This window comes from Massilia sp. LjRoot122, from assembly GCF_964252725.1.
Lineage (GTDB): Bacteria > Pseudomonadota > Gammaproteobacteria > Burkholderiales > Burkholderiaceae_D > Telluria.
Map to the genome: position 1 here is coordinate 3,692,754 of NZ_CAXUPB020000001.1, position 24,764 is coordinate 3,717,517.

Below are 24,764 nucleotides of genomic sequence, written 5' to 3' on the forward strand. Positions count from 1 at the left end.
GCTATTCCAGCCCTCCGCACACCGACTGCAGCAGGCACACGGCGCCCAGCAGGTCGGCCGCGCCGCCCGGCGACAGGCGCGCCGCGACAAAGCTGCGGTGGCAGGCCAGCGCGCGCTCCTCCCAGTCAGGCGCCGCGCTGCCGCCGCGCGCAATGAAGGCGCGTGCCTGGCGCCGCACTGCCTGCGCGCCTTCAGGGCCGCCGCGGTGGTAGACGTTGGTGTCGCTGATGTGGGCCATCAGGGCGAACAGCGCATCGATGCGGGCGCGGCGCAGGCCGAGGCCTGCCGCCAGGGCGCGGCGCAGGGCCGGCAGGCCGATGCCGAACACGGACGGGAAGCCGCGCGCGCCTTCCTCGCGCGCGCCGCTGGCGGCATAGCGCTCGCGTGCTTCCGTGCCGTGCGACTGCACGTCCACGTCGCCGCTGTGCGCGCCGAGCTCCCGGCCCCAGCAAATCAATAAGGTGGCCTGGATCGCGGCAGGCCGCAAGACAGTTCCCTTGGCCCGGCAGCGGCCGATCGCCGCACACAGCAGGCCGAGGCAGAAGATGGCGCCGCGGTGGGTATTGATGCCGCCCGTGGCGCGCATCATCCGCGCTTCCGCGTCGATGCCCAGGCCCTTGAGCACGTGGAAAGGCGCGTCCTCCATGCCGGCGCGGGCGATGTCGAAGAAGTAGCGGCGCAGCGCGAACATGCTGCGCATGAAGGTGGCCGCATCCATGTCCGCATGGCTGCCGTTGTCGACCAGCGACACCAGCCCCGGCTTCGGGTACAGCACCAGTTCCGCATACAGGCTGCGCACCGCGAGACGGGCCAGCTGGCGGCAGAACGGCATGTCGGCAGCAGGCACGGATGCCGCCTGGGCCGGGGCCTGGCGCCTGCCTGGGCGCACAGCCGGGCGCAATGCAGTCAGTTCAGCCATGCCTGTCCCTCCAGCGTCGCAATCAGTTCGTCCGGCGTGACCAGGGCGATGCGCTCCAGGCCCTTCGCCAGCACCCGGGTACCCGCCGCGCTGTCGAAGGCGGCGCGCAGTTCTTTCCAGGCCACGGCACGCCCGTCCGCGAACACCACTTCACCGTCGAGCGGCAGCACGGCCGCATGCCGGGCCAGCAGATCCAGGCCCGCCATCAGCTGCGCGCGGCTCAGGGGTTGCAGCAGCAGGTCGATGTCCGATGCCGGCGTCAGGTAGGGCTGGCCGGTGAGCGCCTCCAGCGCCACGGAGCCATACACGGCCAGTCCGATGCCGGCTGCGGCGGCCTCGCGTTCGAGCGCCGCCAGCGCTTCATGCCATTCCGGCGGCACCGCATCGAGTGCGCCCACCAGCGGCAAGGCACGGGTGCGGCGCGTGACGTCGGACAGGTCGACGCGGCATCCGACCCGCAGTTTGCCGCCCTTGCCTTCTCCATTTACTCTCGCACCGGCCGCGCTGCGGCGCGGCGGCAGCGCGAAGCCGACCGCCACCTCGCCAGGCAGGAGATCGGTCTCCGCGCGCCGAACGACCGCCGGCCAGCCGCCGTCGCGCCACAGGTCGAGCGCGTCGACCGCTTCCAGCGGCGCGGCGGCGCGCACCCGCTCCCAGCCGCGGCTGCTCAGCCAGACCAGATCATGCCGGGCGAACATGGCTGCCCGTCCTGACCGCTTCCGCGACCGGCTGCGCCATCAGGCGCCCGCCGCGTTCGCGGCCCAGCGCCATGCGCAGGTCCTCCACCGGGCTGGCCTCGAGCGCGCGCGCCAGCTCGCCCGCGAGATCCTGCTCCCAGATGCCGTGCAGGCCGCCCATGCGCAGGTAGTTCTCCGGCCCCGGCGCGAACACCGGGTTGTCCTTGGCCAGCTCAGTCAGGCGCTCCTCCGGCACCTTGGTGATGCGCGCCATCGCCGGCAGGCCCATCACGCGGATCGTCGCCTGCGGCAGTGCGAAGCAGGCGCTGGCGATCAGGCCGCTGGTGATGAAGCCGCCCGACAGGGCCTGGTCGTACACCAGGCCGACCACGGTATGTCCCTTGCGCCGCGCCAGGTCGACGCACTTGCCGAGATGGGCCATGTAGCTGTTGATGCCCAACATCTCGTCGCGGTGGCGCAGGCGCTGGCCGACCGTGTCGACCAGGATCAGGATCGGGCGGCCCGGATGGTCCTGCACCGTCTTGAGGATCGCCCGGGCCTGGGCCAGCGCGATCTCGATGCCGATCGGGACGTGGCCGGTGGTGCCGATCACGTCGACCGTCCGGCCCGCGACCTGGGCACTGCCGGACAGGAAATTGTCGCGCTCGCCGATCTCGAAACCACCCGGGAACAGCTGCGCTGCCAGTGTCTGCCATTCCATCATCGTTCTCCCTTGCGCTGTTCCATGCGGTGCCGCGCCGCCAGTTCCAGGAAGGCGTCGGCGTCGAGCATCGGCACGCTGGCTGCGTCAGGAATGCCGAGCTTGGTCCAGATCTCGACCGGTTCGGCCAAGTCCTCGGCGAGGTCAATGCGGCGCGCCAGCATGTCCTGTTCGGCCAGCAGGTCCTCGAGTGTCAGCTGTGCACCTGAAGTGCTGATCGCGTCGATCGCCTGGATGGCGGCGGCGCGGAAGGCCGCCGTGTCGTCGGGCACCAGCACCTGGCAGTCGCCCATCAGGTAGCGGTGCTTGCCGCCGGTGGTGCGCCAGACGAGGGCGCGGTCGCGCGAGTCGAATTCTTCGACGCCGCTGGCGGTCTCGATCACTTCGGGGCCGGACATCGCCAACCGCCCCTCTTCCGACATGATCACCGTGTTGGCGCAGCGCGCCGAGATGCCCATGCCGCCGAAGCAGCCGTTGGCGCCGCCGACGATCGCCACCACCGGGATGCCGGCTTCGCGCGCGTCCAGCATGGCGCGCATCACTTCCGACACCGCGATCAGGCCGGCATTCGCCTCGTGCAGGCGCACCCCGCCCGATTCGAGCAGCAGCAGCACCGCATCGGCCTGTTCATCGACCGCGCGCCGCAGCATGCCGACCAGCTTGGCGCCGTGCACTTCGCCCACCGCGCCGCCCATGAAGCCGCCCTCCTGGGCCGCACCGAACACCAGCCGCCCGTCCAGGCGGGCGCGCCCGACGACCACGCCGTCGTCGAAGGACACCGGCGCGTCGAGCTGGGCCAGGTGCGGGCTGGCGATGCGGGCACTGGGCGGCAGGAATTCCTCGAAGCTGCCGGCATCGAAGATGGCCGGAATGCGCTGGCGCGCCGTCAGTTCCTGGTAGCTGCTCATGGCAATCCTCCCGTCAGCGACTCGACCGCCTGGTCGAGGCGCAGGCTGACCACGGCCGGCGTGGCGCCCATGTCGTTGATGCAGATGCGCGCGTCCGCCAGGCTCCAGCGCTGATGGAAGTCGGCCATCACGGCCTGCCAGGTGGCGCCGAAGCCGACGGCGGCGGTGCGGACTTCGATGTCGCAGGCGCCGTTCAGTTGCGCCGGCTCGATCAGGATCTCGAGGTTGCCCGAGCCGACCACGCCGACCAGCTGGGGCATGCCGGCCAGGGGCCGGGTGCCCCCCTCGAACCTGTATTGAAGCGTTTCCATAGGACTCCTTACCAGTTCCTGAAGCGTTTCGGCGGATCGTACAGCCCGCCGGATGCGCGCACCAGGCCTTTCATGTTCTTGGCGGCCAGCAGGTCGCGCGTGGCCATGCGCTTGTCGATGCCGAGGTCTTCGGCGCGGCGGATGACGCCGCGGTCGCGCAGGTTCTCCACCATGCGCTTGTCGCGGCCCATGCCCACCGGCGTATAGCCGGCCACGCCGCGGATCGCCTGTTCGCGCTCTTCGTCGCTGCGGCACAGCAGCAGGTTGGCGATGCCCTCTTCGGTGAGGATGTGGGTGACGTCGTCGCCGTAGATCATCACCGGCGGGATCGCCATGCCGGCCTGCTCGGCCAGCTGCCAGGCGTCCAGCCGTTCGACGAAGGCCGGCGCCATGTGTTCGCGGAAGGTCTCGACCATCTGCACCACCAGCTTCTGTCCGCGCGGGATGGTGTTGCGCCCTTCGCGCGCCTGGCGGCCGGCCTTGAGCCAGGCCGCGCTCGGGTGACGCCGTCCACGCGCATCGGCGCCCATGTTCGGCGCGCCGCCGAAGCCGGAGATGCGGCCCAGGGTCGCGGTCGAGGAGTTGCCCTGCAAATCGATCTGCAGGGTCGAGCCGATGAACATGTCGCAGGCATAGTGGCCGGCGGCCTGGGAGAAGGCGCGGTTGCTGCGCATCGAGCCGTCCGGGCCGACGAAGAAGACGTCGGGACGGGCGCGGATGTAGTTCTCCATGCCCAGCTCGGAGCCGAAGGAATGCACGGACTCGACGAAACCGGCCTCGATCGCCGGGATCAGGGCCGGGTGCGGATTCAGCGCCCAGTGGCGGGCGATCTTGCCCTTCAGGCCGAGCGAGGCGGCATAGGTCGGCAGCAGCAGTTCGATGGCGGCGGTGTCGAAGCCGATGCCGTGGTTCAGGCGCTCGACTTCGTATTCCGCATAGATGCCCTTGATCGCCATCATCGCCATGAGCACCTGGATCTCGGAGATCTGGGCCGGGTCGCGCGTGAACAGCGGCTCGATGTAGTACGGCGTGGGCGACTGCACCACGTACTCGACCCAGCCGGACGGGATGTCGACCCGCGGCAGCTTGTCGACCACCTGGTTGACCTGGGCGATCACGATGCCGCTCTTGAAGGCGGTGGCCTCGACGATGGCGGGCGTGTCCTCGGTGTTCGGGCCGGTGTACAAATTGCCCTCGCGGTCGGCCATCTCGGCCGCCACCAGCGCCACGCGCGGGGTCAGGTCGACGAAGTAGCGTGCGAACAGCTCCAGGTAGGTGTGGATCGCCCCGATGTTCAGCTTGCCCGACTGGGCCAGCTTGGCCAGGCGCCCGGCCTGCGGCCCGGAGAAGGAGAAGTCGAGGCGCGATCCGATGCCCTTCTCGAACACGTCGAGGTGCTCGGGCAGCGACAGCACCGACAGCAGCATGTGCAGATTGTTCACGCGGCTCGGGTCGAGCCTGGTGAGGGCCTTGCCGAGGAAATCGGCCTGCTTCTGGTTGTTCCCTTCCAGGCAGACCCGGTCGCCCGGTTCCAGCACCGCGTGCAGCAGTTCGACGATGTGCGTCGCCGCCACTACCTTGCCGTTCAGGGCCGGGCCGAGCGCCGCCTGGGCGCGTGCCAGGCGCTCGCCGCGGTTGCGTTGCTGGGTGCTCCAGCGGCCTTCGACTTCATTCATGTCTTCTCCTTGAAACTTACATCACCACGAACAGCAGCCACACCACGACCGGCGCGACCAGGGTGACGATACCGCCATAGATCATCAACTGGCGCAGGAATACGTCGCGGTCGATGTGCTGGGCACTGGCCAGCACCAGCGCGCCATTGGTCGAGAACGGGCTGACGTCGACGATGGTGGACGCGACCGCCATCGCGGCGATGAAGCCGATCGGGTCGACGCCGGTGCCGGAGGCCAGGAAAGGCACGGCCAGCGGGATCAGGGAGCCCAGCACCGCCGTCGAGGAAGCGAAGGCCGACACGATGGCGCCCACGAACAGCAGCAGCAAGGCCACCATCAGCGGCGAGCTCAGGCTGGCGACGCTATCGCCGACCCAGGTGATGGTGCCCATCTTCTGCATCACGCCGACATAGGTGCTGACGCCGACGATCAGCATGATCTCGGGCCAGGACACCTGGCCGATGGCGCGCTTCTGCACCTGCGGCGACAGGATCGAGATCAGGAGGCCGATACTGATGGCGACGAAGCCGATGTCGAGCTTGTACAGCAGGGTCAGCACGGCCAGGGCGATCAGGCCGACCACGGTGAAGACCTGGTGGAAGGTCGGGCCTTCGTTCAGACCGGTCTTGGGCAGGCCCGCAACCGCGCCCGCCCCCACCGCGCCCCCGGCGGCGCCGGTTCCGTTCAGCGCGGCACTGGAGCGCTGGGCGGTCAGCCGCTCTTCGCTGGCCGCTTCGTTCTCGGCATCGCCATAGATTTGCGGACCCTGTGCCGCGACCGCCACCTGGGCACCGAAGGGCGGTACCGGCATGCCCTCGAAGGAGCCCGATTTCGGCGCATGCTGGCGCATCAGCTTCATGCCGCCGAAGGCGAAGAACAGCAGCGCCGAGACGGCCAGGTTGACGCCCAGGCTGGTGAAGGCGGTGGTCAGTGGGGAGATCGGCAGCCCGGCCTCCAGCACCACCTTGTTGGTGATGCCGCCGTAGATGCTGATCGGCGAGAAGCCGCCGCCCTGGGCGCCGTGGACCACCATCATCCCCATCATCAGGGGATTGATGTTGTACTTGGCGGCGAAGCCGAGCGCGATCGGGGCGATGATCGCCACCGCCGCCGGGCTGACCGCGCCGACCGAGGTCAGCAGCGCGGTGATGGCGAACATCACCCACGGAATGGCGGCGATGCGCCCGCCCACGCCGCGCACCGCGAGCCGGACCAGCCAGTCGATGGTGCCGTTGTTCTGGGCCTGGGCAAACAGGAAGGTGATCCCGACCAGGGTCAGGAACAGTTCGGCGGGAAAACCGGCCATGATGGCCTTGGCCTGCATGCCGGCGACGACAGAGCCGACGAGGAAGGCGCCGACGAAGGCGATGACGCCCATGTTGATGGGCAGCGCGGTGGCCAGGACGAACATCAAGGCCAGTACGCAGATTGCGATCATGTGAGAGGACACGGGCTTGCTCCTTCAAGGCGCGGCTCCGGCTTGGAGCGGAACCGCTGGTGATACGTCTCCGAATGCATGCCCTGCCGCCGGTGGACCGCCGTGCCGGGCATGCTCTTTTATTATGTAGTGTGAGACGTAAAGGTAGCCCTGAATCCGGATGCGATCAATTAGGCTCGCCGTGCGATGTTTACTTTCAGCGGAACTATTCGCGGTAAACGTAAACCATCGGGGCTCAAGCGGGCCCGTGCTTGAGCATGCGGCATACGGCGGCAAGGGCCAGCAAATTCGGGTCGCGTTCGCGCACGCGCAGGAAGCTCAGGCCGATGGTCTGGCGCATGCGGTAGTCGGGCTTCAGGGGGATCAGCTGCACCTTGTCGCCGAAGGCATCGCGCACCCGGCCCGGCAGCAGGGTGTAGCCGATGCCCGCCGCCACCAGGTTCATCAGCGAGAAGATGTCGCCCACCCGGGTCACGATGCTGGGCGCGAAGCCGGCGATGCGGAAGGCTTCCTGGAAGCCGCTGAAGGTGACGAAACCGTCGCGCAGGCAGACGAATTTTTCATTGGCGCACTCGCGCAGGTCGACCTCGCTCATGCCGGCATAAGGCGAACCGCTCGGCGCGGCGAAGAACACCTCGTCCTCGAACAGCGGGATCGATTCGACGTCCGGATCCGGGTCGGGCACGGCGATCAGGGCGGCGTCGATCGCATTCTGCTTGAGCTTGTGCAGCAGGTCGTCGTTCGAGCCGAGCACCAGTTCGGTCTCGAGTTCCTGCTTGCGCAGCTTGATGCCGATGATGACGTTCGGGATGATCCCGGTGGTCAGCGAATACAGCGAGCCGATCTTGAGGTGGTCGGCCGAATAGCCGGCCGCCGAGCGGGTGGCGGCGATCCCGTCCGCCATCAGCCGGATCACGTCGCGGCTGACGCCGGCCAGCACCTGGGCCGCCTCGTTCGGGATCAGGTTGCGCCCCTGCAGGCTGAACAGCTGGCAGCTCATCGCCTCTTCCAGCGAATGCAGGGCCCGGTGCACGCTCACCGCGCTGATGTCGAGCATGCGCGCGGCCGCGTTCAGGTTGCCGCCTTCCATATAGGCGAGCAGGATCTCGAGCTTGCGGAAAGTGATGTCGTCGCTGATGCGGTTGATCATGCCAGCCTCCGGACTGCTTGCATGGTGTCGCCCTGCACGAACAGGTCGGGGTGGCTTTCCGCGCATTCGCGCAGCAGGTCCCACACGATCTTGACCCGCCGCAGCCGGTACAGGTCGGTCGGCGCCGCCAGCCAGAAGGCGCGCTCGGCCTGGAAGCCGGGCAGCACCCGCACCAGCCGGCCATTGTCCGGCACCGCATACGGCGGAGCCATCATCAAACCCATGCCCAGCGAGGCTGCCTCGAGCTGGGCGGTCATGCCCGAGCAGCACATGCGCCGGCGCGGCGTGAAGCCCAGTTCGTTCAGGTAGGACAGCTCGCGGCTGGCCAGCCGGTCCTGGACGTAATCGACGAAGTCATGGCCGGCCAGGTCGGCCTGGGTGCGGATCGGCGGGCGCCTGGCCAGGTAGTCCGGCGAAGCATACAGGTAGAAGTGGAAGGAGGCCAGCCGGGTCACCATGTAGCGGCCGGTGGTCGGGGCGTCCATGGTGACGCCGAGATCGGCCTCGCGGTTGGCCAGGTTGGCGAAGCTGGGCAGGGCCAGCAGGTCGATCGAGAGGTCGGGGTTCTGCTCCAGCAGCGTGGCCAGCAGCGGCGCCACCACCCGCACCCCGAACACTTCCGGCACGCCGAGCCGCACCACGCCGTGCGCGGCGACCTCGGCCCCGCCGATCTGCTCGGCCGCGGCCAGCGCCGCGCCCTCCATCGCCTCGGCATGCGGCAGCAGTGCCTGCCCGACCTCGGTCAGTTCATAGCCTTCGCGCGAACGGTCGAACAGGGTCGAGCCGAGCTGCGCCTCGAGGCGGTCGATGCGGCGCGCCACGGTCGTGTGCTCCACTTCCAGCCGGCGCGAAGCGCCCGACAGGGTGCCGGCGCGCGCCAGCTCCAGGAAGAAACGCAGGTCGGTCCACTCGGGCAGCGTATTCATCGGGGCATTGTTCAATATCAAGATCACATATTGTGCACCAGTGCACATTCCCCCTGCAATCATTTGAAGCTTTTTCAATGCGGCAGCGCACAAACGGTGCATTGCCACTTTCCTCCCCCGTCAGGACACGCACAGCGGCAGTGCAGCAAGCTGTGCATTTTTGCACAAAGGGGTGGGCGATTGTTGACTATCTAACCAAACTTAACCGAGGCACACTGCTGACCATGCGAAAACCTGAACGCAGGCCGCTACCAAAAATTAGGAGACAAGAATGCGTTTGACCAAGAACAAACTGAAACTGCTGAACCCTGCAATCCAGTCGGCCGTGGCCCTGCTCGTCCTGTCGGGTGGTAACGTGGCCTACGCCCAGGAAGCGACCGGCGCTCCGCCGGTGGCGAATGCCGAAGAAGGCGTCAACAAGGTGGTCGTGACCGCCCGCCGCCGCGAGGAAACCCTGCAGGACGTGCCGGTCTCGGTCACCGCCTTCAGCGCCGACCAGCTGTCGAAAGCGGCCGTGCCGGACATTACCGCCCTCGCCGTCGCCCTGCCGAACACCACCCTCAAGGCCTCGCGCGCCACCAACTCGACCCTGACCGCCTTCATCCGCGGCGTCGGCCAGGCCGACCCGCTGGCCGGCTTCGAATCGGGCGTCGGCATCTACGTCGACGACATCTACCTGGCCCGCCCGCAAGCCGCGGTGGCCGACATCTACGACGTCGAACGCATCGAAGTGCTGCGCGGCCCGCAGGGCACCCTGTACGGCCGCAACACCATCGGCGGCGCCGTCAAGTACGTCACCCGCAAGCTGGCGCCGCAGACCGAGGCACGCCTGCGCGCCACCATCGGCGAATACGGCCAGAAGGAAATCGTCGCCACCGCCAGCACCCCGATCTCGGAAACCGCCCGCATCGGCGGCACCTTCGCCCGCTTCAAGCGCGACGGCTTCGGCAAGAACCTCACCACCGGCGGCGAGAACTACGACAAGGATGTCACCGCGGCGCGCCTGTCGGCCGAGTTCACCCCGACCCAGGACCTGTTCATCCGCATCGCCGGCGACATCACCCAGGACGATTCCAGCCCGAAGAACGGCCACCGCCTGATCGTCGGCCGCACCAGCGGCGCGCCAATCCTGAGCAAGGTCTTCGACACCCGCGCCAACCTGATGCAGGCGCTGGGCCAGGACCAGGAAGTCAAGGCGCACGGCGTCTCGGCCACCATCGAATACACCCTCAACAACGAATGGTCGGTGAAATCGATCACGGCCTCGCGCAAGGACAAGTCCTACGCGCCGATCGACTTCGACTCGCTGGGCGTGACCGACATGCACGTGCCGGCCCTGTACACCAACAAGCAGTTCAGCCAGGAATTCAATCTCACCTACTCGGGCGATCGCCTGCAGGGCGTGGCCGGCATCTACTACATCGATGCCAACGCCTTCAACAAGTTCGACACCATCCTCGGCGGCGCGGTCCCGACCTCGACCTTTACGATGGGCGACATCGACACCAAGGCCTGGGCCATCTACGCCGACGGCAGCTACAGCGTCACCGACGCCTTCAGCGTCTCGCTGGGCGGCCGCTACACCGTCGACGAGCGCGAGGCCGAAGTGCTGCGCCAGATCTACCTCGGCCTGAACGGTTCGCCGGGCCTGGGCAACCCGGGCGCCGTCCTGTTCCGCACCGATACCGACCTGCGTGGCGGCCTGCTGAAGCGCAAGGACAAGAAGTTCACCCCGCGCGTGGCCGTCAACTACAAGCTGAACTCGGACCACAACGTGTACGCGTCCTACTCCGAAGGCTTCAAGGGCGGCGGCTTCGAACCGCGCCTGAACATGGTCGGCAGCCGCATCCCGCTGGCGGTCGCGCAGCGCGGCTATGAGCCGGAAATCATCGAGACCTACGAACTGGGCCTGAAGTCGGCCTTCAACGGCGGCCGCATCACCACCAACGCGGCGGTGTTCTACAGCGACTACCAGGACGTGCAGATCCCGGGCTCGGTGGCGATCGACACCAATGGCGACGGCAAGGACGACAGCTTCGCCGGCGTGACCACCAATGCCGGCAAGGCCAAGATCAAGGGCGCCGAACTGGAAGCCATCGCCAACCTGAGCCCGAACTTCATGGTCGCTGGTATGTACAGCTACATCGATGCCGAGTACAAGGAGTACTTCGCGGCGGGCGTGAACCTGGCAGGCCAGCGTCGCTTCCAGAACACCCCGAAGAACTCGGCCAACCTGCGCTTCAACTACGACATCCCGATGCCGGTGATGGGCCATGGCGGCAAGCTCTCGCTGATCGGCAGTGCCTCGTACAAGGGCGCGACCGCGCAGTTCGAAACCGCGTCGCTGCTGGATCAGGAATCGTACAAGCTGTATGACGCGAGCATCGTCTGGACCCGTACCGACGGCAGGATCCGCGTCGGCCTGCACGGCAAGAACCTGGGCGACAAGCACTACAAGACCGGCGGCTACCTGTTCCCGACCCTGGGCAACGAAGGCACCCTGACCGCGTTCTACGGCAACCCACGCCAGGTCTCGGCAACGCTCGAGTACCGCTTCTAAGCACCCACGAAGCACCCGGCAGCAGTTCCAGGCCGGCGCCCCCGCGGCGCCGGCCTGGAGGGGTGCTGCCCTACGAACGGCTGCGGCCGAACCGAACGACTCACAGGATACATGCCAGCGTGTCTAACTACACACCAATCAGCTACACCAGCAGCGACGGGCTGGCGCTGTACGCGCGCGACTATCCGGCCGATCCCGCGGCCGGAGCGCGGCTGCCGGTCATCTGCATCCACGGCCTGACACGCAATTCCGCCGACTTCGACGAACTGGCCCCGACCCTGGCCGCCATGGGCCGGCGCACCATCGCGGTCGACGTGCGCGGCCGCGGCCACTCGGCGCGCGACCCGAATCCGGACAACTACAACCCGAACGTCTACGCCGGCGACATCGTCAGGCTGATGGACGAGCTGGGGCTGGCGCGCGCGGTCTTCGTCGGCACCTCGATGGGCGGCCTGATCACCATGACCCTGGCGGCGCGCCGGCTCGACCTGGTTGCCGCCGCCATCCTCAACGACATCGGCCCCGTGATGTCGGTGCGCGGCCTGCAACGTATCGCGGGCTATGCGGGCCGCTGCAACGCGGTCGGCTCCTGGGACGAAGCGGCCAGCTACCTGCGCGACATCAACGCCTGCGCCTTCCCCGCCAATTCGGATGACGAATGGGGCAAGTGGGCGCGCCGCGCGTTTGAACTGAAGGATGACGGGCAGCTGGCGCTGCGTTACGATCCGAATATCGCGACCGCGATCCAGACCGGGAAACTGCGTCCGACTTCGCTGGCCGCGCGCATGGCCTTCCGCCGGCTGGCGCGGCGCCGCCCTACCCTGCTGGTGCGCGGCGCGCTGTCCGACCTGGTCGAGCAGGAACAGGCCGACTGGATGCGCAAGGCAGCACCGGAATTGCATTACGCGGAAGTGCCGAACGTCGGCCATGCGCCCATGCTCACCGAGCCGGAAGCGCTGGACGCAATTCGACAGTTCCTGTCCAAGCTACCGTAAGAGAAACACAAGGAGACCACCATGAACCACCTGATCAAGCCCCTGGCCGTGGCGATCGTCGCGGCCTTCGCCGTCAGCGCCGCGCCCACCGTGTACGCACAGGGCAAGGACCTGAAGATCGCCCTCATCGCCGGCAAGACCGGCGCGCTCGAAGCCTACGCCAAGGAAACCGAGACCGGCTTCATGATGGGTCTCGAATACCTCACCGGCGGCACCATGCAGATCAATGGCCGGAAAATCAAGGTCATCGTCAAGGACGACCAGTCCAAGCCCGACCTGAGCCGCACCCTGCTGGCCGAAGCCTACGGCGACGACAAGGTCGACATCGCGGTCGGCACCACCTCGTCCGGCTCGGCCATCGCCATGCTGCCGGTGGCGAAGGAATACAAGAAGGTGCTGATCGTCGAGCCAGCCGTGGCCGACGCGATCACCCAGGAAAAATGGAACAAGTACATCTTCCGCACCGCGCGCAGCTCGATGCAGGACGCGCTGGCCGCCGCCAGCACCTTCAAGAGCGGCAGCGTGGGCTTCCTGGCCCAGGACTACGCCTTCGGCCGCGACGCCATCGAAGCCGGCAAGGAGGCGCTCAAGACCACCGGCAGCAAGGCGGTGGTCGTGCACGAAGAATATGCCCCCGCCACCACCACCGACTTCACCGCGCCGGCCCAGCGCCTGTTCGACAAGCTGAAGGACAAGCCGCAGCCGCGCGTGCTGCAGATCGTCTGGGCCGGGCCGAATCCGATGAACAAGATCGCCGACATGAAGCCGGAGCGCTTCGGCATCGCGCTGGCTCCCGGCGGCAACATCCTGCCGGTGATGAAGACCTGGAAGAACTTCGCCGGCACCGAAGGCACGATCTATTATTACTACGCCTTCCCGAAGAACAAGATGAACGACTGGCTGGTGGCCGAGCACACCAAGCGCTTCAAGATGCCGCCCGATATGTTCACCGCCGGCGGCATGGCGGCGGCGGGCGCGGTGCACGCGGCCCTGAGCAAGGCCCCGAATGCAAAGAACGGCGACGAGCTGGTGGCGGCAATGGAGGGCCTGTCCTTCGACACCCCGAAAGGCCGGATGAACTTCCGCAAGGAAGACCACCAGGCGATCCAGCCGATGTACCACTTCCGCATCAAGAAGGACCAGAAGCACGAGTGGGACCTGCTGGAGCTGGTGCGCGAGATCCCGGCATCCGAACTGCCGCTGCCGGTGCGGAACAAGCGCTGACATGACGACACCGAGCACCCAGCCGTCCTTGTCCACCCGCGACCTGACGATCCGCTTCGGCGGCCACGTCGCGGTGAACGCGGTCACGGCGGATTTCTACCCCGGCACCCTGACGGTCATCGTCGGTCCCAACGGGGCCGGCAAGACCACCTACTTCAACCTGGTGTCGGGCCAGCTGCCCGCCAGCTCGGGCAGCGTGCTCGTGAACGGCCAGGACGTGACGCGTGCCGGCGCCGCGCGCCGCACCCGGCTCGGGATCGGCCGCGCCTTCCAGCTGACCAATCTGTTCCCGAACCTGACGGTGGCGGAGAACGTGCGCCTGGCGGTGCAGAGCCGCGCCGGCATGGGCCTGAATTTCTTCTCGATCTGGTCCAGTCACAAGGAACTGATCGCGCGCGCCGAGCATTACCTGGAGCGCGTGGCCCTGGTCGGCAAGCGCGACGCCTGGGTACGCACGCTCTCGCACGGCGACCAGCGCAAGCTGGAAGTGGCGATCCTGCTGGCGCTGGAGCCGGACATCATGATGTTCGACGAACCGACCGCCGGCATGAGCGTGGACGAAGTGCCGGTGGTGCTCGACCTGATCCACGCGGTGAAGTCCGAGCGCAACAAGACCGTCCTGCTGGTCGAGCACAAGATGGACGTGGTGCGGGCGCTGGCCGACCGCATCATCGTGCTGCACAACGGCACCCTGGTCGCGGACGGCAAGCCCGCTGAAGTCATGCAATCGAAGATCGTACAGGAAGCCTATCTTGGAACACCCGAATCTGCACACAGCGCAGCCCATGCCTGATCCGTCCGAACCGCTGCTCACATTGAAGGGCGTACACACCCACATCGGCCAGTACCACATCCTGCAGGGCGTGGACCTGGTGGTGCCGCGCGGCGGCCTGTCCGTCCTGCTGGGCCGCAACGGCGCCGGCAAGACCACGACCCTGCGCACCATCATGGGCCTGTGGAAGGCCAGCGCCGGGGCGATCATGTTCGACGGCCGCGACATCAGCAAGATGGCCACGCCCGACATCGCGCGCCTCGGTATCGCCTACGTCCCGGAAAGCATGGCCGTGTTCTCGGACCTGACCGTGCGCGAGAACCTTTATCTCGCCGCCCGCAACGGCCCGCTGGACCAGGCCAGGGTCGACTGGATCTGCGGCTTCTTCCCGGCCCTGAAGAAATTCTGGAACTACCAGGCCGGCAACCTGTCTGGCGGCCAAAAACAGATGGTGGCGATCGCCCGCGCGATCGTCGAACCGCGCAAGCTGCTGCTGGTGGACGAGCCGACCAAGGGCCTGGCCCCGGCCATCGTCGGCAGCCTGATGGCGGCCTTCCGCGAACTGAAGGACACCAACACCACCATCCTGCTGGTCGAACAGAACTTCAACTTCGTCCGTTCGCTCGGCGACACGGTCGGCGTGATGGATGACGGCCGCGTGGTGCATGCCGGATCGATGGCCCAGCTTGCCGGCGACGAGGAACTGCAGCAGCGCCTGCTCGGGCTCTCGCTCGATTCACATCAATAGGAATAGCCATGAGCGCAACCTTACCCCTTGCCCAGGACACGCAATTGCCCAGCGCGCCGCGCGACATCGCGCCGCTGCTGCTGGTGCCGGTGCTGATGCTGGCCATGCTGCCCCTGGTCGGCAGCTTCCCCACCTGGGTCACCCTGACCGTCGCCGGCCTGGCGATGGGCATGATGATCTTCATCATGGCGAGCGGTCTGACCCTCGTCTTCGGCCTGATGAGCGTGCTGAACTTCGGCCACGGCGCCTTCGTGTCGGTCGGCGCCTTCTCCGCCACCATGGTCCTGATCCCGATGCGCGGCTGGCTCGAGATGGATTCGCTGATGATCAACCTCGGCGTGCTGGCGCTGGCAGTCACCGTGGCCATGCTGGTCACCGCGCTGATGGGCTGGGCTTTCGAGCGCGTGATCATCATGCCGGTCTACGGCCAGCACCTGAAGCAGATCCTGATCACGATGGGCGGCATGATCGTGGCCGAGCAACTGATCCACGTGATCTGGGGCGCCGAGACCATCGCCCTGCCGCTGCCGACCGCGCTGCGCGGCGCCATCTTCCTGGGTGACGCGGCGATCGAGAAGTACCGCCTGGTCGCGGTGGTGGTCGGCCTGGTGGTCTTCGCCGGCATGTTCCTGACCCTGAACCGCAGCAAGATCGGCCTGCTCATCCGCGCTGGCGTCGAGAACGGCGAGATGGTGGAAAGCCTGGGCTACCGCATCAAGCGCCTGTTCGTCACCGTGTTCGCGGCCGGCTCGGCGCTGGCCGGCCTGGGCGGCGTGCTGTGGGGCCTGTACAAGGAGACCCTGAATGCCGCGATGGGCGGCGAGATCATGGTCATGATCTTCATCGTCATCATCATCGGCGGCCTCGGTTCCGTAGGCGGCTGCTTCATCGGCGCGCTCCTGATGGCGCTGGTGACGAACTATGCCGGCTTCCTGGCGCCGAAGGTCGCGCTGGTCTCGAACATCATCCTGATGATCGCGATCCTGCTGTGGCGCCCGGCCGGCCTGTACTCGAAAATGCGGGGTTGAACCAGATGCTGCACCGACTTCTTTCCGGCGACCTGCCGCGCAGCCGCCTACTTTCCGCGGTCTTGCTGATCATCCTGCTGGGACTGGCCTTCGCGCCCTTCCTGACCACGGGCGCGCGCCCGCTCAACACCGCCGCCACGATCTGCGTCTACATCGTGCTGGTGGCGTCCTACGACCTGCTGCTGGGCTATACGGGCATCGTCTCCTTTGCCCACACCATGTTCTACGGCATCGGCGCCTACGGCGTCGGCCTGGGCCTGGCGCGCGTCGACGATGCCACCTGGAGCGCGGCCCTCGGCGGCCTCGGCATCGCCCTGCTGCTGGCCCTGGCCCTGGCCCTGGTGGTCGGCCTGTTCGCCCTGCGCGTGCGCGCCATCTTCTACGCCATGATCACGCTGGCCGTCGCTTCGTCGTTCGCGGTGCTGGCGTCGCAGCTGTCCGACTTTACCGGCGGCGAGGACGGCGTCACCTTCAGCGTGCCTGAAGTGCTGACGCCCGGCTTCACGCTGATCGAGAACGAAGTGCTCGGGCGCTCGATCGACGGCAAGCTGCTCAGCTACTACCTGGTGTTCTTCGGCTGCCTGCTGCTGTTCCTGTTCCTGCTGCGCCTGGTGAACTCGCCCTTCGGGCGGGTGCTGCAGGCGATCCGCGAGAACGAGTTCCGCGCCGAGGCCCTGGGCTATCGCACCATGACCTACCGCATCTGGGCCAACTGCCTGGCCGCGCTGGTGGCGGCGCTGGCCGGCGCCCTGATGGCCTTCTGGCTGCGCTACGTCGGTCCCGATACCTCGCTCGGCTTCAAGGTGATGACCGACATCCTCCTGATCGTCGTCATCGGCGGCATGGGCACGATGTACGGTGCGGTGGTGGGCGCGGCACTGTTCATCATCGCCCAGAACTACCTGCAGGGATTGATGGGTGCGGGCTCGGAGGCGCTGGCCGGCGTCCCGCTGCTGGCGGCGGCCCTGCATCCGGACCGCTGGATGCTGTGGCTGGGGGTGCTGTTCATCCTGTCGATCTACTTCTTCCCGATCGGGATCGTGGGCAAGCTGCGGCTGCGCAGTTTCATGGCGCGGCAAAAGTAAGTCACGCATCTCTGCAACACCTCGACGGCCTCCCATCGCGGAGGCCGTTCTCATTTTAGTTCCCTTCCCGCCCTTGAGCCGGGCCGCCCCTCGGCACACCCGCATTGAATAAAACTCAATGTTCGTTATCTCCTTGCTCATACCATAAAGACAACTATGGCCTCGTCGTCAGCCAGGCGCGAGCGGTCTACCATCTTTCTGGCTCAGCATTGGAGGGCAACTATGAAACGTCTCATCTCACTCGCCGGCGCGGCGCTCGTCGCGACGGCCACGTGGGCGCCGCTACCTGCCCACGCGGCCGGCGTCGTCGTGCTCGACGAAGGCTTCGGCAGCGTGGCGAGCCTGTCCGACTGGGCGCAGATCAACCGCAGCACGCCGCCCGGTACCAGCTGGTTCCAGGGCAATACCGATATTTTCCCGGCACAATCCGGCGCAGCCAATTCCTATGCCGGGGCCAACTACCTGAGCGCGGCCAACGGCCTGGGCATGGTCGACAACTGGCTGATCACCCCGACCCTCACGCTGAACGGCCTGACCACCCTGTCCTTCTTCACCAACCGCGACAGCGAACCCGGCTTCTTCGACCAGCTCGAGGTGCGCTTCAGCTACGGCAGCGGCACCAGTGCCGACGGCTTCGACACCCTGCTGCTGACCATCGGCGGCGACGCCAGCTTTCCCGCCCAATGGGCGCAATGGACGACGAGTCTCGATGTCCAAGGAGAGGGACGCTTTGCTTTCCGCTACCTGGGCGACGCCGCCACGCTCGACTACATCGGGCTCGACACCGTCAGGGTCGTGACGGCCGTGCCGGAACCCTCGACCTACCTGATGCTGCTGGCGGGCCTCGGCGCCGTCGGGGCAAGCGCCCGCCGGCTGCGCAAGGGTGCGCAAGCGCCTTGCTCCGACTAGGCGCCCTTACCGTTTCAGGAGAATGCCATGTTCACGCATAAATTCATGCTCTTCCTGCCGCTCGCCGCGCTGGCCCTGCCCGCCTGCGCCGCGCAGGAAACCCCGACAGCCCCATCGCAGCAAGGCATGGTGGTCGTGCGCGATGCCGATACCGGCGAACTGCGCGCGCCGACCCCGGCGGAAGCTCAGGCCCTCCATCCGGGCACCAGCGCATCCGCGGCGGCCGCTGCTGCTCCCGCACCCAAGATGGTCACCGGTCCCGGCGGCCGCCGTTCGGTAAAACTCGGCCAGCGCCACATGGTGTATTCGGTCGTCACCCGCGGCGCCGACGGCAAGCTCGCCGAGCAATGCGTCCACGGAGCAGATGCGGCTAAGCATGCTGCCGCCCACCCGGCATCCAACAAACCCGAGGAGCATCGCCATGAGAGCCGCTGAGCTCACCAGACGCCTGCGCCACCTGGCCGCCGTATGCATCGCTGTGCTGGCTGCCGCACTGGCCGGCGCCGGCGCCGCGCAAGCCGCCGCCACCATCGTGATCGTCAACCAGAACGCCCCGGGCGAAGGTTTCAATGACCCGACCCCGGCCGCGCCGGTCGGTGGCAACACCGGCACCACGCTGGGCGCCCAGCGCCTGATCGCCTTCCAGCGCGCCGCCAACATCTGGGGCGCCACGCTCGACAGCAGCGTGACGATCCGCATCGGCGCCTCCTTCGTGCCCCTGTCCTGCACGGCCAGCGGCGCGGTCCTCGGCGCCGCCGGCGCCTACGAAATCTGGACCGATTTCGAGAATGCCCCGCGCCCCAATACCTGGTATCCTGCGGCGCTGGCCAGCAAGCTGGCGGGCGAAGACCTGACGGCGCCGGAAGACCCGCACATCATTGCGGTCTTCAACTCACGGCTCGGCCTGTTCCCCGATTGCCTGCCGGGCTCGCCCTTCTACCTCGGCCTGGACAACCGGCCGAACGGACAGATCGACCTGGTCACGGTACTGCTGCATGAAATGGCGCACGGACTCGGTTTCCAGACCTTCACCGACGACGGTACCGGCGAGCAGTTCTTCGGCCTACCCTCGATCTGGGACTACTTCCTGGTGAACAACCGCAGCAATATGCCCTGGGTGGCCATGACCGACGAGCAGCGCCGGATCTCCGCCATCACCTGGCGCGGCCTGTCCTGGAACGGCCCGAACGTGACTGCCGCGGTGCCGCGCGTGCTGGCGCCACGTTCCAACCTCGACATCAGCGGCGCCAATGCCGGGGCCGCCACGGGCGACTATTACGTCGGCGATGCATCCTTCGGCCCGCCGGTCAGTGCGGCACCCGTGAGCGGGCAGCTGATGCCGGTGGTCGACCAGCCGAACGGCGCGGGGCTGGCCTGCACGCCGCTCAATGCCGGCAACGCCCTGGCGGTGCGCAATAACATCGCCCTGGTGGACCGCGGCAGCTGCGACTTCGTCACCAAGGCGCGCAACGTGCAGGCGGCCGGCGCCATCGGGATGCTGGTGGTGGACAACGTGCCCGGCGACGTCATCGGCCTCAGCGGCACGGACCCGAGCATCCGGATTCCGTCCCTGCGCATCACGCTGTCCGACGGTGTCGGCATCAAGGCCGCGCTGCAGCAGCGTTCGCGGACGAAATCGGGCGTCATCGCCAGCTTCGGCATCGACCGCACCCAACTGGCGGGCACCGACCGGCAGCGGCGCATCCTGATGTACACGCCCAGCATTCATTCGCCGGGTTCCACGGTGTCGCACTACACCACCGAAGCCAGGCCGAACCAGCTGATGGAGCCGTCGATCAATTCCGACCTGCGGCATGTGGTCAAGCCGCCGCGCGACCTCAGCTTCCCGCTGCTGCGCGATATCGGCTGGTAGTGACGAAAAAAAAGCCGGCATCCCCATGAGGGATGCCGGCTTCTCCGCAGGGGCGAAGCTTATTCCTTGCCCAGGCGCTTGAACGCTTCGACGCCGTTGGTGATCTCGGCCTTGGCGGCTTCCGCATCGGCCCAGCCTTCGATCTTGACCCACTTGCCCGGCTCAAGGTCCTTGTAGTGCTCGAAGAAGTGCTGGATCTGCTGCAGGCGCAGTTCTTCGATGTCGTCCAGCTTCTGGATCTTCTTGTACATCGGCAGGACCTTCTCGACCGGCACCGCGATGACCTTGGCGTCGCCGCCGCCGTCGTCGGTCATCTTCAGCACGCCCAGCGCGCGGCAGCGCACCACCACGCCCGGCGGCAGCGGGAACGGGGTGATGACCAGCACGTCGCACGGGTCGCCGTCGTCGGCGATGGTCTGCGGCACGTAGCCGTAGTTGCACGGGTAGTGCATGGCGGTACCCATGAAGCGGTCGACGAAGATCGCGCCGCTGTCCTTGTCGACCTCGTACTTGACCGGGTCGGCGTTCATCGGGATCTCGATGATGACGTTGAAGTCGTTCGGCACGTCTTTGCCGGCTGGGACGTTATTCAGGCTCATGGAATTCCTTGGTTGCTGAAGTTTCAATAAAGTGCGTCATTATAGCGAAACCGGAAAGCGGACGACGCAGGCTCAGAGAATGCTTGCCAGCGCGCACTGCCGATAGTGATTCGCCGCTTCCTGCTCCTGCCCCAGCGCCTCGTGCATCTGGGCCAGCTTCAGGTGCGCCTCGCGCACCATTGCCGCTTCGGTGGCGTCCGACAATGCCTGCTCCAGGTAGCGTTGGGCCTTGCCCCACAGCTTCTGCCTGAGGCAGAGCGAGCCGAGGGTCAGGGCCAGCTCGGCGTCCAGCGGACGCTCCTTGAGCCAGGTTTCGCAATGCTCGATCTGCACCAGCAGCGAAGGCGAGCCGGCGGGCCCGGCCGCTTCGCGGTAGGCGCGCACCACGCGCTCGTCCCAGTTCGCCTTGAGCGCGTCCTCGGCGATGGCGCGTGCTTCGTCGTGCAGGCCGCGCGCATTGAAGGCGTTGGCGGCGCGCGCCGCGATGTAGGGCACCTGGCGGTCCGCGGGCGGGACGCCGGCCCAGACGCGGCGGATCGATTCGGCGTCATGGCCCTGCTCGCCCAGCAAGGCTTCGTAGGCCAGCTCGCGCAGGCGCGTCGACAGGGCCGGATGCAGGGCCTTGCGCTTGTCCAGGATGCGCACCAGGCGCAGCACTTCCGGCCAGTTGCGGGCCTGCTGGTGGGCCTTCATCGACCACTGCAGCGCATGGATGTGGCGCTGGCCGCTGGCGTTGAGTTCGGCGACCGCCTCGAGCGCGGCTTCCGGCTGGTGGTCGTCGACCAGCAGTTCGGTCACCGTCATCAGGCGCGCGGTCTTGAGCGCATTGTCGTGGGCGATACCGGCCAGCCAGGCGTCGCGCCGGCTTGGTTCGCGCATGCGGTGCGCGGCGCGGGCGCCGATCAGGGCGGCCAGGCCGGCGTTCTCCGGCAGCTCGGCGGCGCGCATGGCGGCCTTCTCGGCGTGGCCGAAGCGGCCTTCGAACAGGGCCTTGAGCGCGTCGCGCAAACCCTTGTTGCCTTCGCGCTCGCGCTTGCGCTGGCGGTAGGCGGCCACGCGCTCGGGCATCTTGAGGGTGGATTTCAGCGTCCGCACCAGGACGTAGACCAGCGCGAACAGCAGCACCAGCAGCACCACGAACAGGTTGAGCGACATGTCGAGCCGGTGCGGCGGGTAGAACAGCACCACGTTGCCCGGATTGAAGCGCGCCGTCACGGCGATGCCGATGGCCGCGGCCATCAGGGCGACTAACCAGAGAAGGAGCCGCATCTTATTGCTTCGCCTTGTAGTTGCGCACCGCGTTCAGGCTCTCGGACAGCGTCGGCATCTCGATCGTCAGGTTGTTCGCCTGCACCTGGCGCAGCGCCGCCTGGGCCGACTGGGTGCTGCGGGCGCGCGTGTCGAAATACTTGAGCAGGATTTCCTGCGCACTGTTGAGGTCATCGCGGAAGGTCGCTTCATTGCGCGACAGCAGGGCCAGGCGCGCGTTCAGCAGGCGCAGCTTGAGGTTTTCGCGCACGAAGAAGGACTCGGTGGGCGACAGCATCAGCGCTTCCGGCGTCTCGACGCTGCGCACGCGCACCAGCTGGCGCACGTCGTCCCACATCTCCTGGCTCCAGTTGCGCCAGGTCTGGATCATGCGCTGGCCCAGGCTGAGGTTTTCCGTGACGGGTTCCGGGCGCTGTTTGCGGGTGCTGCGCACGGGCGCGGCCGGCAGCAGCGGCTTCTCGTCGGACAGCATCGGCAGCGTGTCCACCTGGGCGATCACGTTGTCCAGGCGCAGCGCGACGCCGGCCAGGTCGACCGCCGGCATCGCCTTCAGGCGCTCGATGTCGGCGCCGATCGCGCGGCGGATGTTCAGGAATTGCGGCTTGTCCGAGCGGCCCAGCGAGCGGTCGGCGTTCTGCAGCGCGATCAGGGCGCCCTGCACGTTGCCGGCCAGCTGCAGCTGCTGGCTGGCGGTGTTCAGCACCTGCTCGACCTCGCTCAGCGCCCACTCGTCGCGGTTCTTCGACAGGTCCTGGTAGAGCTGCTCGAGCGCCAGCTGCTGGGTCTGGGCTTCGGACTGGCGGCTTTCCAGCACGCCGACCTTGATCTGCAGCTCCTTGGCCGTGTCCGACACCTCGCGCGCCAGGGCCGCGGTGTCGGCGTTGACGGCATTGCCCTTCTGCAGGCTCTGCGCCATATCGCGGCGCAGGGTATTGATGCGGTTGTGCGAGGTCCAGGTCTGCACCGCCAGGAGCAGGGCGAGGACCGCGACCGCGGCCGGCAGCGGACGCTGCAGGGCCTGGATCAGTCCCTGCCCCGCCGGCGGGCGCGACGGCGCCTTCTGGACCGTAAGGCTGCCCGAGGGAATCTGTTCTGGATTATTTTGTTGTTCGTTCATTCTTGAGATTGTATCGCGGCAAGTAAGCGTGCGTCGCCTGAACCGGTCAGGGTGATACTGCTGCATCCCAATGCGCGCGCCGTCTCGGCAATCCGCGCATGGGGAACGATCAGGTGTTGCTGGTGCAGGCGGTCCATCCCGGTCTCGGGGTCGAGCTTGCGCACCAGGTCCGCCAGGCCGCGCAGCGCTTCCGAACTCGTGATTATCCAGTCGTTTGGCCCTGCCAGCAAGGCGGACAGTTCGGCCGCCAGCGCATCGTCCAGTACGGGGACGCTGCGGCGGTAGGCCGCGACCGTGTCCACCTGCGCGCCGGCGGCGCGCAGGGTGTCGGCCATCAGCTCGCGCCCGCTTTCCCCGCGCACGATCAGGACCCGGCGGCCGGCGAAGGCGGACAGGTCGAGGCTGGCCAGCAGGTGTTCGGAATCGCTGGCGCTTGGCTCGGGCGGGCAATGGATGGTGGTGTTTTCCGCGGTGACGCCATGCCGCGCCAGGGCAGCGCGGCTGCCCTCGCCGACCACGCCGACCGGCACGCCCGGCGGCCAGCCCGGCAGGTGGGCAAACGCGGCATCGACCGCGTTCGGCGACACGAAGGCAACCAGCGCGTAGGACGGCAGTTCCGCCAGCACGGCGCGCAGGATCGAGGTGTCATCGAGCGGCGCGATCTCGAGCAGGGGCAAGACCACGGCCCGGCGCCCGAGCGCGCCCACAGCCTGCGCCAGCGCCCCTGCCTGGGCGCGCGGCCGGGTGATGACGACTGCCCGCTCAGGCATCCTGGCCTGGAGCAGCGGCAGCGGCAGCGGCAGCGTCGGCGGCGGCGGCCTCCTGCTTGCAGGCTGCGAGGATCGCATGCGCGTCCTGGTCCTCGAGCAGGATCGAGACCTGCTCGCCGAGGAATTCCGGATGCTCCCACGAGCCCGCCACTTCGGCCCGGGCGGTGCGCTGGCCGTCCGGGGTGGCGACCATCGCGCGCAGGCGCATGGTGGAACCGCTCACGGTGGCGAAGGCCGCCAGCGGGATCTGGCAGCTGCCGCCGAAGATCTTGGAGACCTTGCGCTCGGCCGCCACGGCGCGCGCGGTGGCGTCGTGGTTCAGCGGCGCCAGCAGCGCTCGCAGGTCGACGCCATCGCCGCGCGCGGCGCTGACAATTTCGATCGCCATCGCGCCCTGTCCGGCCGCCGGCAGGCTGTCCTCGGGTTCGAGCAGCGCGCGGATGCGTTGCGGCAGGCCCAGGCGCTTGAGGCCGGCAGCGGCCAGGATGATGGCCGCATAGTCGCCGCGGTCCAGCTTGCCCAGGCGGGTGTCGAGGTTGCCGCGCAGCGGCTTGATCACCAAGTGGGGGTAGCGCGCCGCGATCAGGGCCTGGCGGCGCAGGCTGCTGGTACCGACGACCGCGCCCGGCGGTAATGCATCCAGGCTGGCATGGTCGTTCGACACGAAGGCATCGCGCGGGTCTTCGCGCTCGAGTACGGCTGCCAGCTCGAAGCCTTCGGGCAGTTCCATCGGCACGTCCTTGAGCGAGTGCACCGCCAGGTCGGCGCGGCCTTCGGCCATCGCCACTTCGAGCTCCTTCACGAACAGGCCCTTGCCGCCCACCTTCGAGAGCGCACGGTCGAGGATCTGGTCGCCCCGTGTTGTCATTCCGAGAATTTCGACGCTGCACTGCGGATATAATGCGCTGAGCCGTGTACGTACATGTTCCGCCTGCCACATGGCGAGGCGGCTCTCACGGGATGCGATAATTAACTTCGCGGGCGCTTCCTGCGCCGATTCAGGTACATTCAACACGGTTTCTTTCACTGTCATCTAGCCCACCAGGACGATGCCGGTGTATCCGGCCCCTGCTCAAGATCACAAATTTT

24 protein-coding genes are annotated in these 24,764 nt (G+C 67.4%); 10 read left to right on the top strand and 14 right to left on the bottom strand.

Features of this window, described 5'->3' with window-relative positions; all coding sequences use genetic code 11:
• Position 1: 1 nt before the first annotated feature.
• The 9 genes from mdcB to ACSQ25_RS16130 form a co-directional block, all read right to left on the bottom strand.
• Positions 2 to 919, bottom strand: a complete 918-nt coding sequence (mdcB, locus tag ACSQ25_RS16090) for a triphosphoribosyl-dephospho-CoA synthase MdcB (RefSeq protein WP_436106678.1) — start codon at positions 917 to 919, stop codon at positions 2 to 4.
• Complete coding sequence (gene mdcG / locus ACSQ25_RS16095; protein WP_436106679.1) at positions 907 to 1,617, bottom strand: malonate decarboxylase holo-[acyl-carrier-protein] synthase; 711 nt, start codon at positions 1,615 to 1,617, stop codon at positions 907 to 909. The genes mdcB and mdcG overlap by 13 nt, the downstream gene beginning before the upstream one ends.
• A complete protein-coding gene (locus ACSQ25_RS16100; RefSeq protein ID WP_436106680.1) occupies positions 1,601 to 2,317 on the bottom strand; it encodes a biotin-independent malonate decarboxylase subunit gamma in 717 nt (238 codons plus the stop codon). The genes mdcG and ACSQ25_RS16100 overlap by 17 nt, the downstream gene beginning before the upstream one ends.
• On the bottom strand, positions 2,317 to 3,225 hold the full coding sequence (locus ACSQ25_RS16105) for a biotin-independent malonate decarboxylase subunit beta (protein ID WP_436106681.1): 909 nt from the start codon (positions 3,223 to 3,225) through the stop codon (positions 2,317 to 2,319). Before ACSQ25_RS16105 ends, ACSQ25_RS16100 begins: the two co-directional genes overlap by 1 nt.
• Complete coding sequence (gene mdcC / locus ACSQ25_RS16110) at positions 3,222 to 3,536, bottom strand: malonate decarboxylase acyl carrier protein (protein ID WP_436106682.1); 315 nt, start codon at positions 3,534 to 3,536, stop codon at positions 3,222 to 3,224. The genes ACSQ25_RS16105 and mdcC overlap by 4 nt, the downstream gene beginning before the upstream one ends.
• A gap of 8 nt (positions 3,537 to 3,544) precedes the next feature.
• Positions 3,545 to 5,212, bottom strand: coding sequence for a malonate decarboxylase subunit alpha (gene mdcA / locus ACSQ25_RS16115; RefSeq protein ID WP_436106683.1), 1,668 nt, complete (start codon positions 5,210 to 5,212; stop codon positions 3,545 to 3,547).
• A gap of 16 nt (positions 5,213 to 5,228) precedes the next feature.
• Positions 5,229 to 6,662 (bottom strand): SLC13 family permease, encoded by a 1,434-nt coding sequence (locus ACSQ25_RS16120; RefSeq protein WP_436106684.1) that lies wholly within the window; start codon positions 6,660 to 6,662, stop codon positions 5,229 to 5,231.
• A gap of 223 nt (positions 6,663 to 6,885) precedes the next feature.
• Complete coding sequence (locus tag ACSQ25_RS16125) at positions 6,886 to 7,800, bottom strand: LysR family transcriptional regulator (RefSeq protein WP_436106685.1); 915 nt, start codon at positions 7,798 to 7,800, stop codon at positions 6,886 to 6,888.
• Positions 7,797 to 8,726, bottom strand: a complete 930-nt coding sequence (locus tag ACSQ25_RS16130) for a LysR family transcriptional regulator (RefSeq protein WP_436106686.1) — start codon at positions 8,724 to 8,726, stop codon at positions 7,797 to 7,799. Before ACSQ25_RS16130 ends, ACSQ25_RS16125 begins: the two co-directional genes overlap by 4 nt.
• Positions 8,727 to 8,997: 271 nt before the next feature.
• Between ACSQ25_RS16130 and ACSQ25_RS16135 the strand changes: the two genes are divergently transcribed.
• From ACSQ25_RS16135 to ACSQ25_RS16180, 10 genes are all read left to right on the top strand, one after another.
• Positions 8,998 to 11,286 (top strand): TonB-dependent receptor, encoded by a 2,289-nt coding sequence (locus ACSQ25_RS16135; protein WP_436106687.1) that lies wholly within the window; start codon positions 8,998 to 9,000, stop codon positions 11,284 to 11,286.
• Between the two features lie 119 nt (positions 11,287 to 11,405).
• Entirely contained in the window at positions 11,406 to 12,281 is an 876-nt protein-coding gene (locus ACSQ25_RS16140; protein WP_436106688.1) for an alpha/beta fold hydrolase, read from the top strand.
• A 21-nt stretch (positions 12,282 to 12,302) separates the two neighbouring features.
• A complete protein-coding gene (locus ACSQ25_RS16145; RefSeq protein WP_436106689.1) occupies positions 12,303 to 13,505 on the top strand; it encodes a substrate-binding domain-containing protein in 1,203 nt (400 codons plus the stop codon).
• A 1-nt stretch (position 13,506) separates the two neighbouring features.
• Positions 13,507 to 14,298, top strand: a complete 792-nt coding sequence (locus ACSQ25_RS16150; RefSeq protein WP_436106690.1) for an ABC transporter ATP-binding protein — start codon at positions 13,507 to 13,509, stop codon at positions 14,296 to 14,298.
• The gene (locus tag ACSQ25_RS16155) at positions 14,291 to 15,025 is read left to right on the top strand and encodes an ABC transporter ATP-binding protein (protein ID WP_436106691.1); all 735 of its coding nucleotides are present in this window, start codon (positions 14,291 to 14,293) and stop codon (positions 15,023 to 15,025) included. Before ACSQ25_RS16150 ends, ACSQ25_RS16155 begins: the two co-directional genes overlap by 8 nt.
• 8 nt (positions 15,026 to 15,033) lie before the next feature.
• A complete protein-coding gene (locus tag ACSQ25_RS16160) occupies positions 15,034 to 16,053 on the top strand; it encodes a branched-chain amino acid ABC transporter permease (RefSeq protein ID WP_436106692.1) in 1,020 nt (339 codons plus the stop codon).
• Between the two features lie 5 nt (positions 16,054 to 16,058).
• The gene (locus ACSQ25_RS16165) at positions 16,059 to 17,138 is read left to right on the top strand and encodes a branched-chain amino acid ABC transporter permease (protein WP_436106693.1); all 1,080 of its coding nucleotides are present in this window, start codon (positions 16,059 to 16,061) and stop codon (positions 17,136 to 17,138) included.
• A gap of 222 nt (positions 17,139 to 17,360) precedes the next feature.
• A complete protein-coding gene (locus ACSQ25_RS16170) occupies positions 17,361 to 18,047 on the top strand; it encodes a choice-of-anchor J domain-containing protein (protein WP_436106694.1) in 687 nt (228 codons plus the stop codon).
• Between the two features lie 27 nt (positions 18,048 to 18,074).
• Positions 18,075 to 18,482: a post-PEP-CTERM-1 domain-containing protein gene (locus tag ACSQ25_RS16175; protein ID WP_436106695.1), complete on the top strand. Its 408-nt coding sequence runs from the start codon at positions 18,075 to 18,077 to the stop codon at positions 18,480 to 18,482.
• Positions 18,469 to 19,920, top strand: coding sequence for a PA domain-containing protein (locus ACSQ25_RS16180; RefSeq protein ID WP_436106696.1), 1,452 nt, complete (start codon positions 18,469 to 18,471; stop codon positions 19,918 to 19,920). Before ACSQ25_RS16175 ends, ACSQ25_RS16180 begins: the two co-directional genes overlap by 14 nt.
• Before the next feature lie 59 nt (positions 19,921 to 19,979).
• On the opposite strand, the gene ppa is transcribed toward ACSQ25_RS16180, so the two are convergent.
• The 5 genes from ppa to hemC all read right to left on the bottom strand — a co-directional run bounded on the left by ppa (position 19,980) and on the right by hemC (position 24,708).
• Positions 19,980 to 20,519 (bottom strand): inorganic diphosphatase, encoded by a 540-nt coding sequence (gene ppa / locus ACSQ25_RS16185; protein WP_436106697.1) that lies wholly within the window; start codon positions 20,517 to 20,519, stop codon positions 19,980 to 19,982.
• A gap of 72 nt (positions 20,520 to 20,591) precedes the next feature.
• Positions 20,592 to 21,788: a heme biosynthesis protein HemY gene (locus tag ACSQ25_RS16190; protein WP_436106698.1), complete on the bottom strand. Its 1,197-nt coding sequence runs from the start codon at positions 21,786 to 21,788 to the stop codon at positions 20,592 to 20,594.
• A 1-nt stretch (position 21,789) separates the two neighbouring features.
• Complete coding sequence (locus ACSQ25_RS16195) at positions 21,790 to 22,905, bottom strand: uroporphyrinogen-III C-methyltransferase (protein WP_436106699.1); 1,116 nt, start codon at positions 22,903 to 22,905, stop codon at positions 21,790 to 21,792.
• The gene (locus tag ACSQ25_RS16200; protein ID WP_436106700.1) at positions 22,902 to 23,675 is read right to left on the bottom strand and encodes a uroporphyrinogen-III synthase; all 774 of its coding nucleotides are present in this window, start codon (positions 23,673 to 23,675) and stop codon (positions 22,902 to 22,904) included. Before ACSQ25_RS16200 ends, ACSQ25_RS16195 begins: the two co-directional genes overlap by 4 nt.
• Positions 23,668 to 24,708: a hydroxymethylbilane synthase gene (gene hemC, locus ACSQ25_RS16205; RefSeq protein WP_436106701.1), complete on the bottom strand. Its 1,041-nt coding sequence runs from the start codon at positions 24,706 to 24,708 to the stop codon at positions 23,668 to 23,670. Before hemC ends, ACSQ25_RS16200 begins: the two co-directional genes overlap by 8 nt.
• Positions 24,709 to 24,764 lie beyond the last annotated feature (56 nt).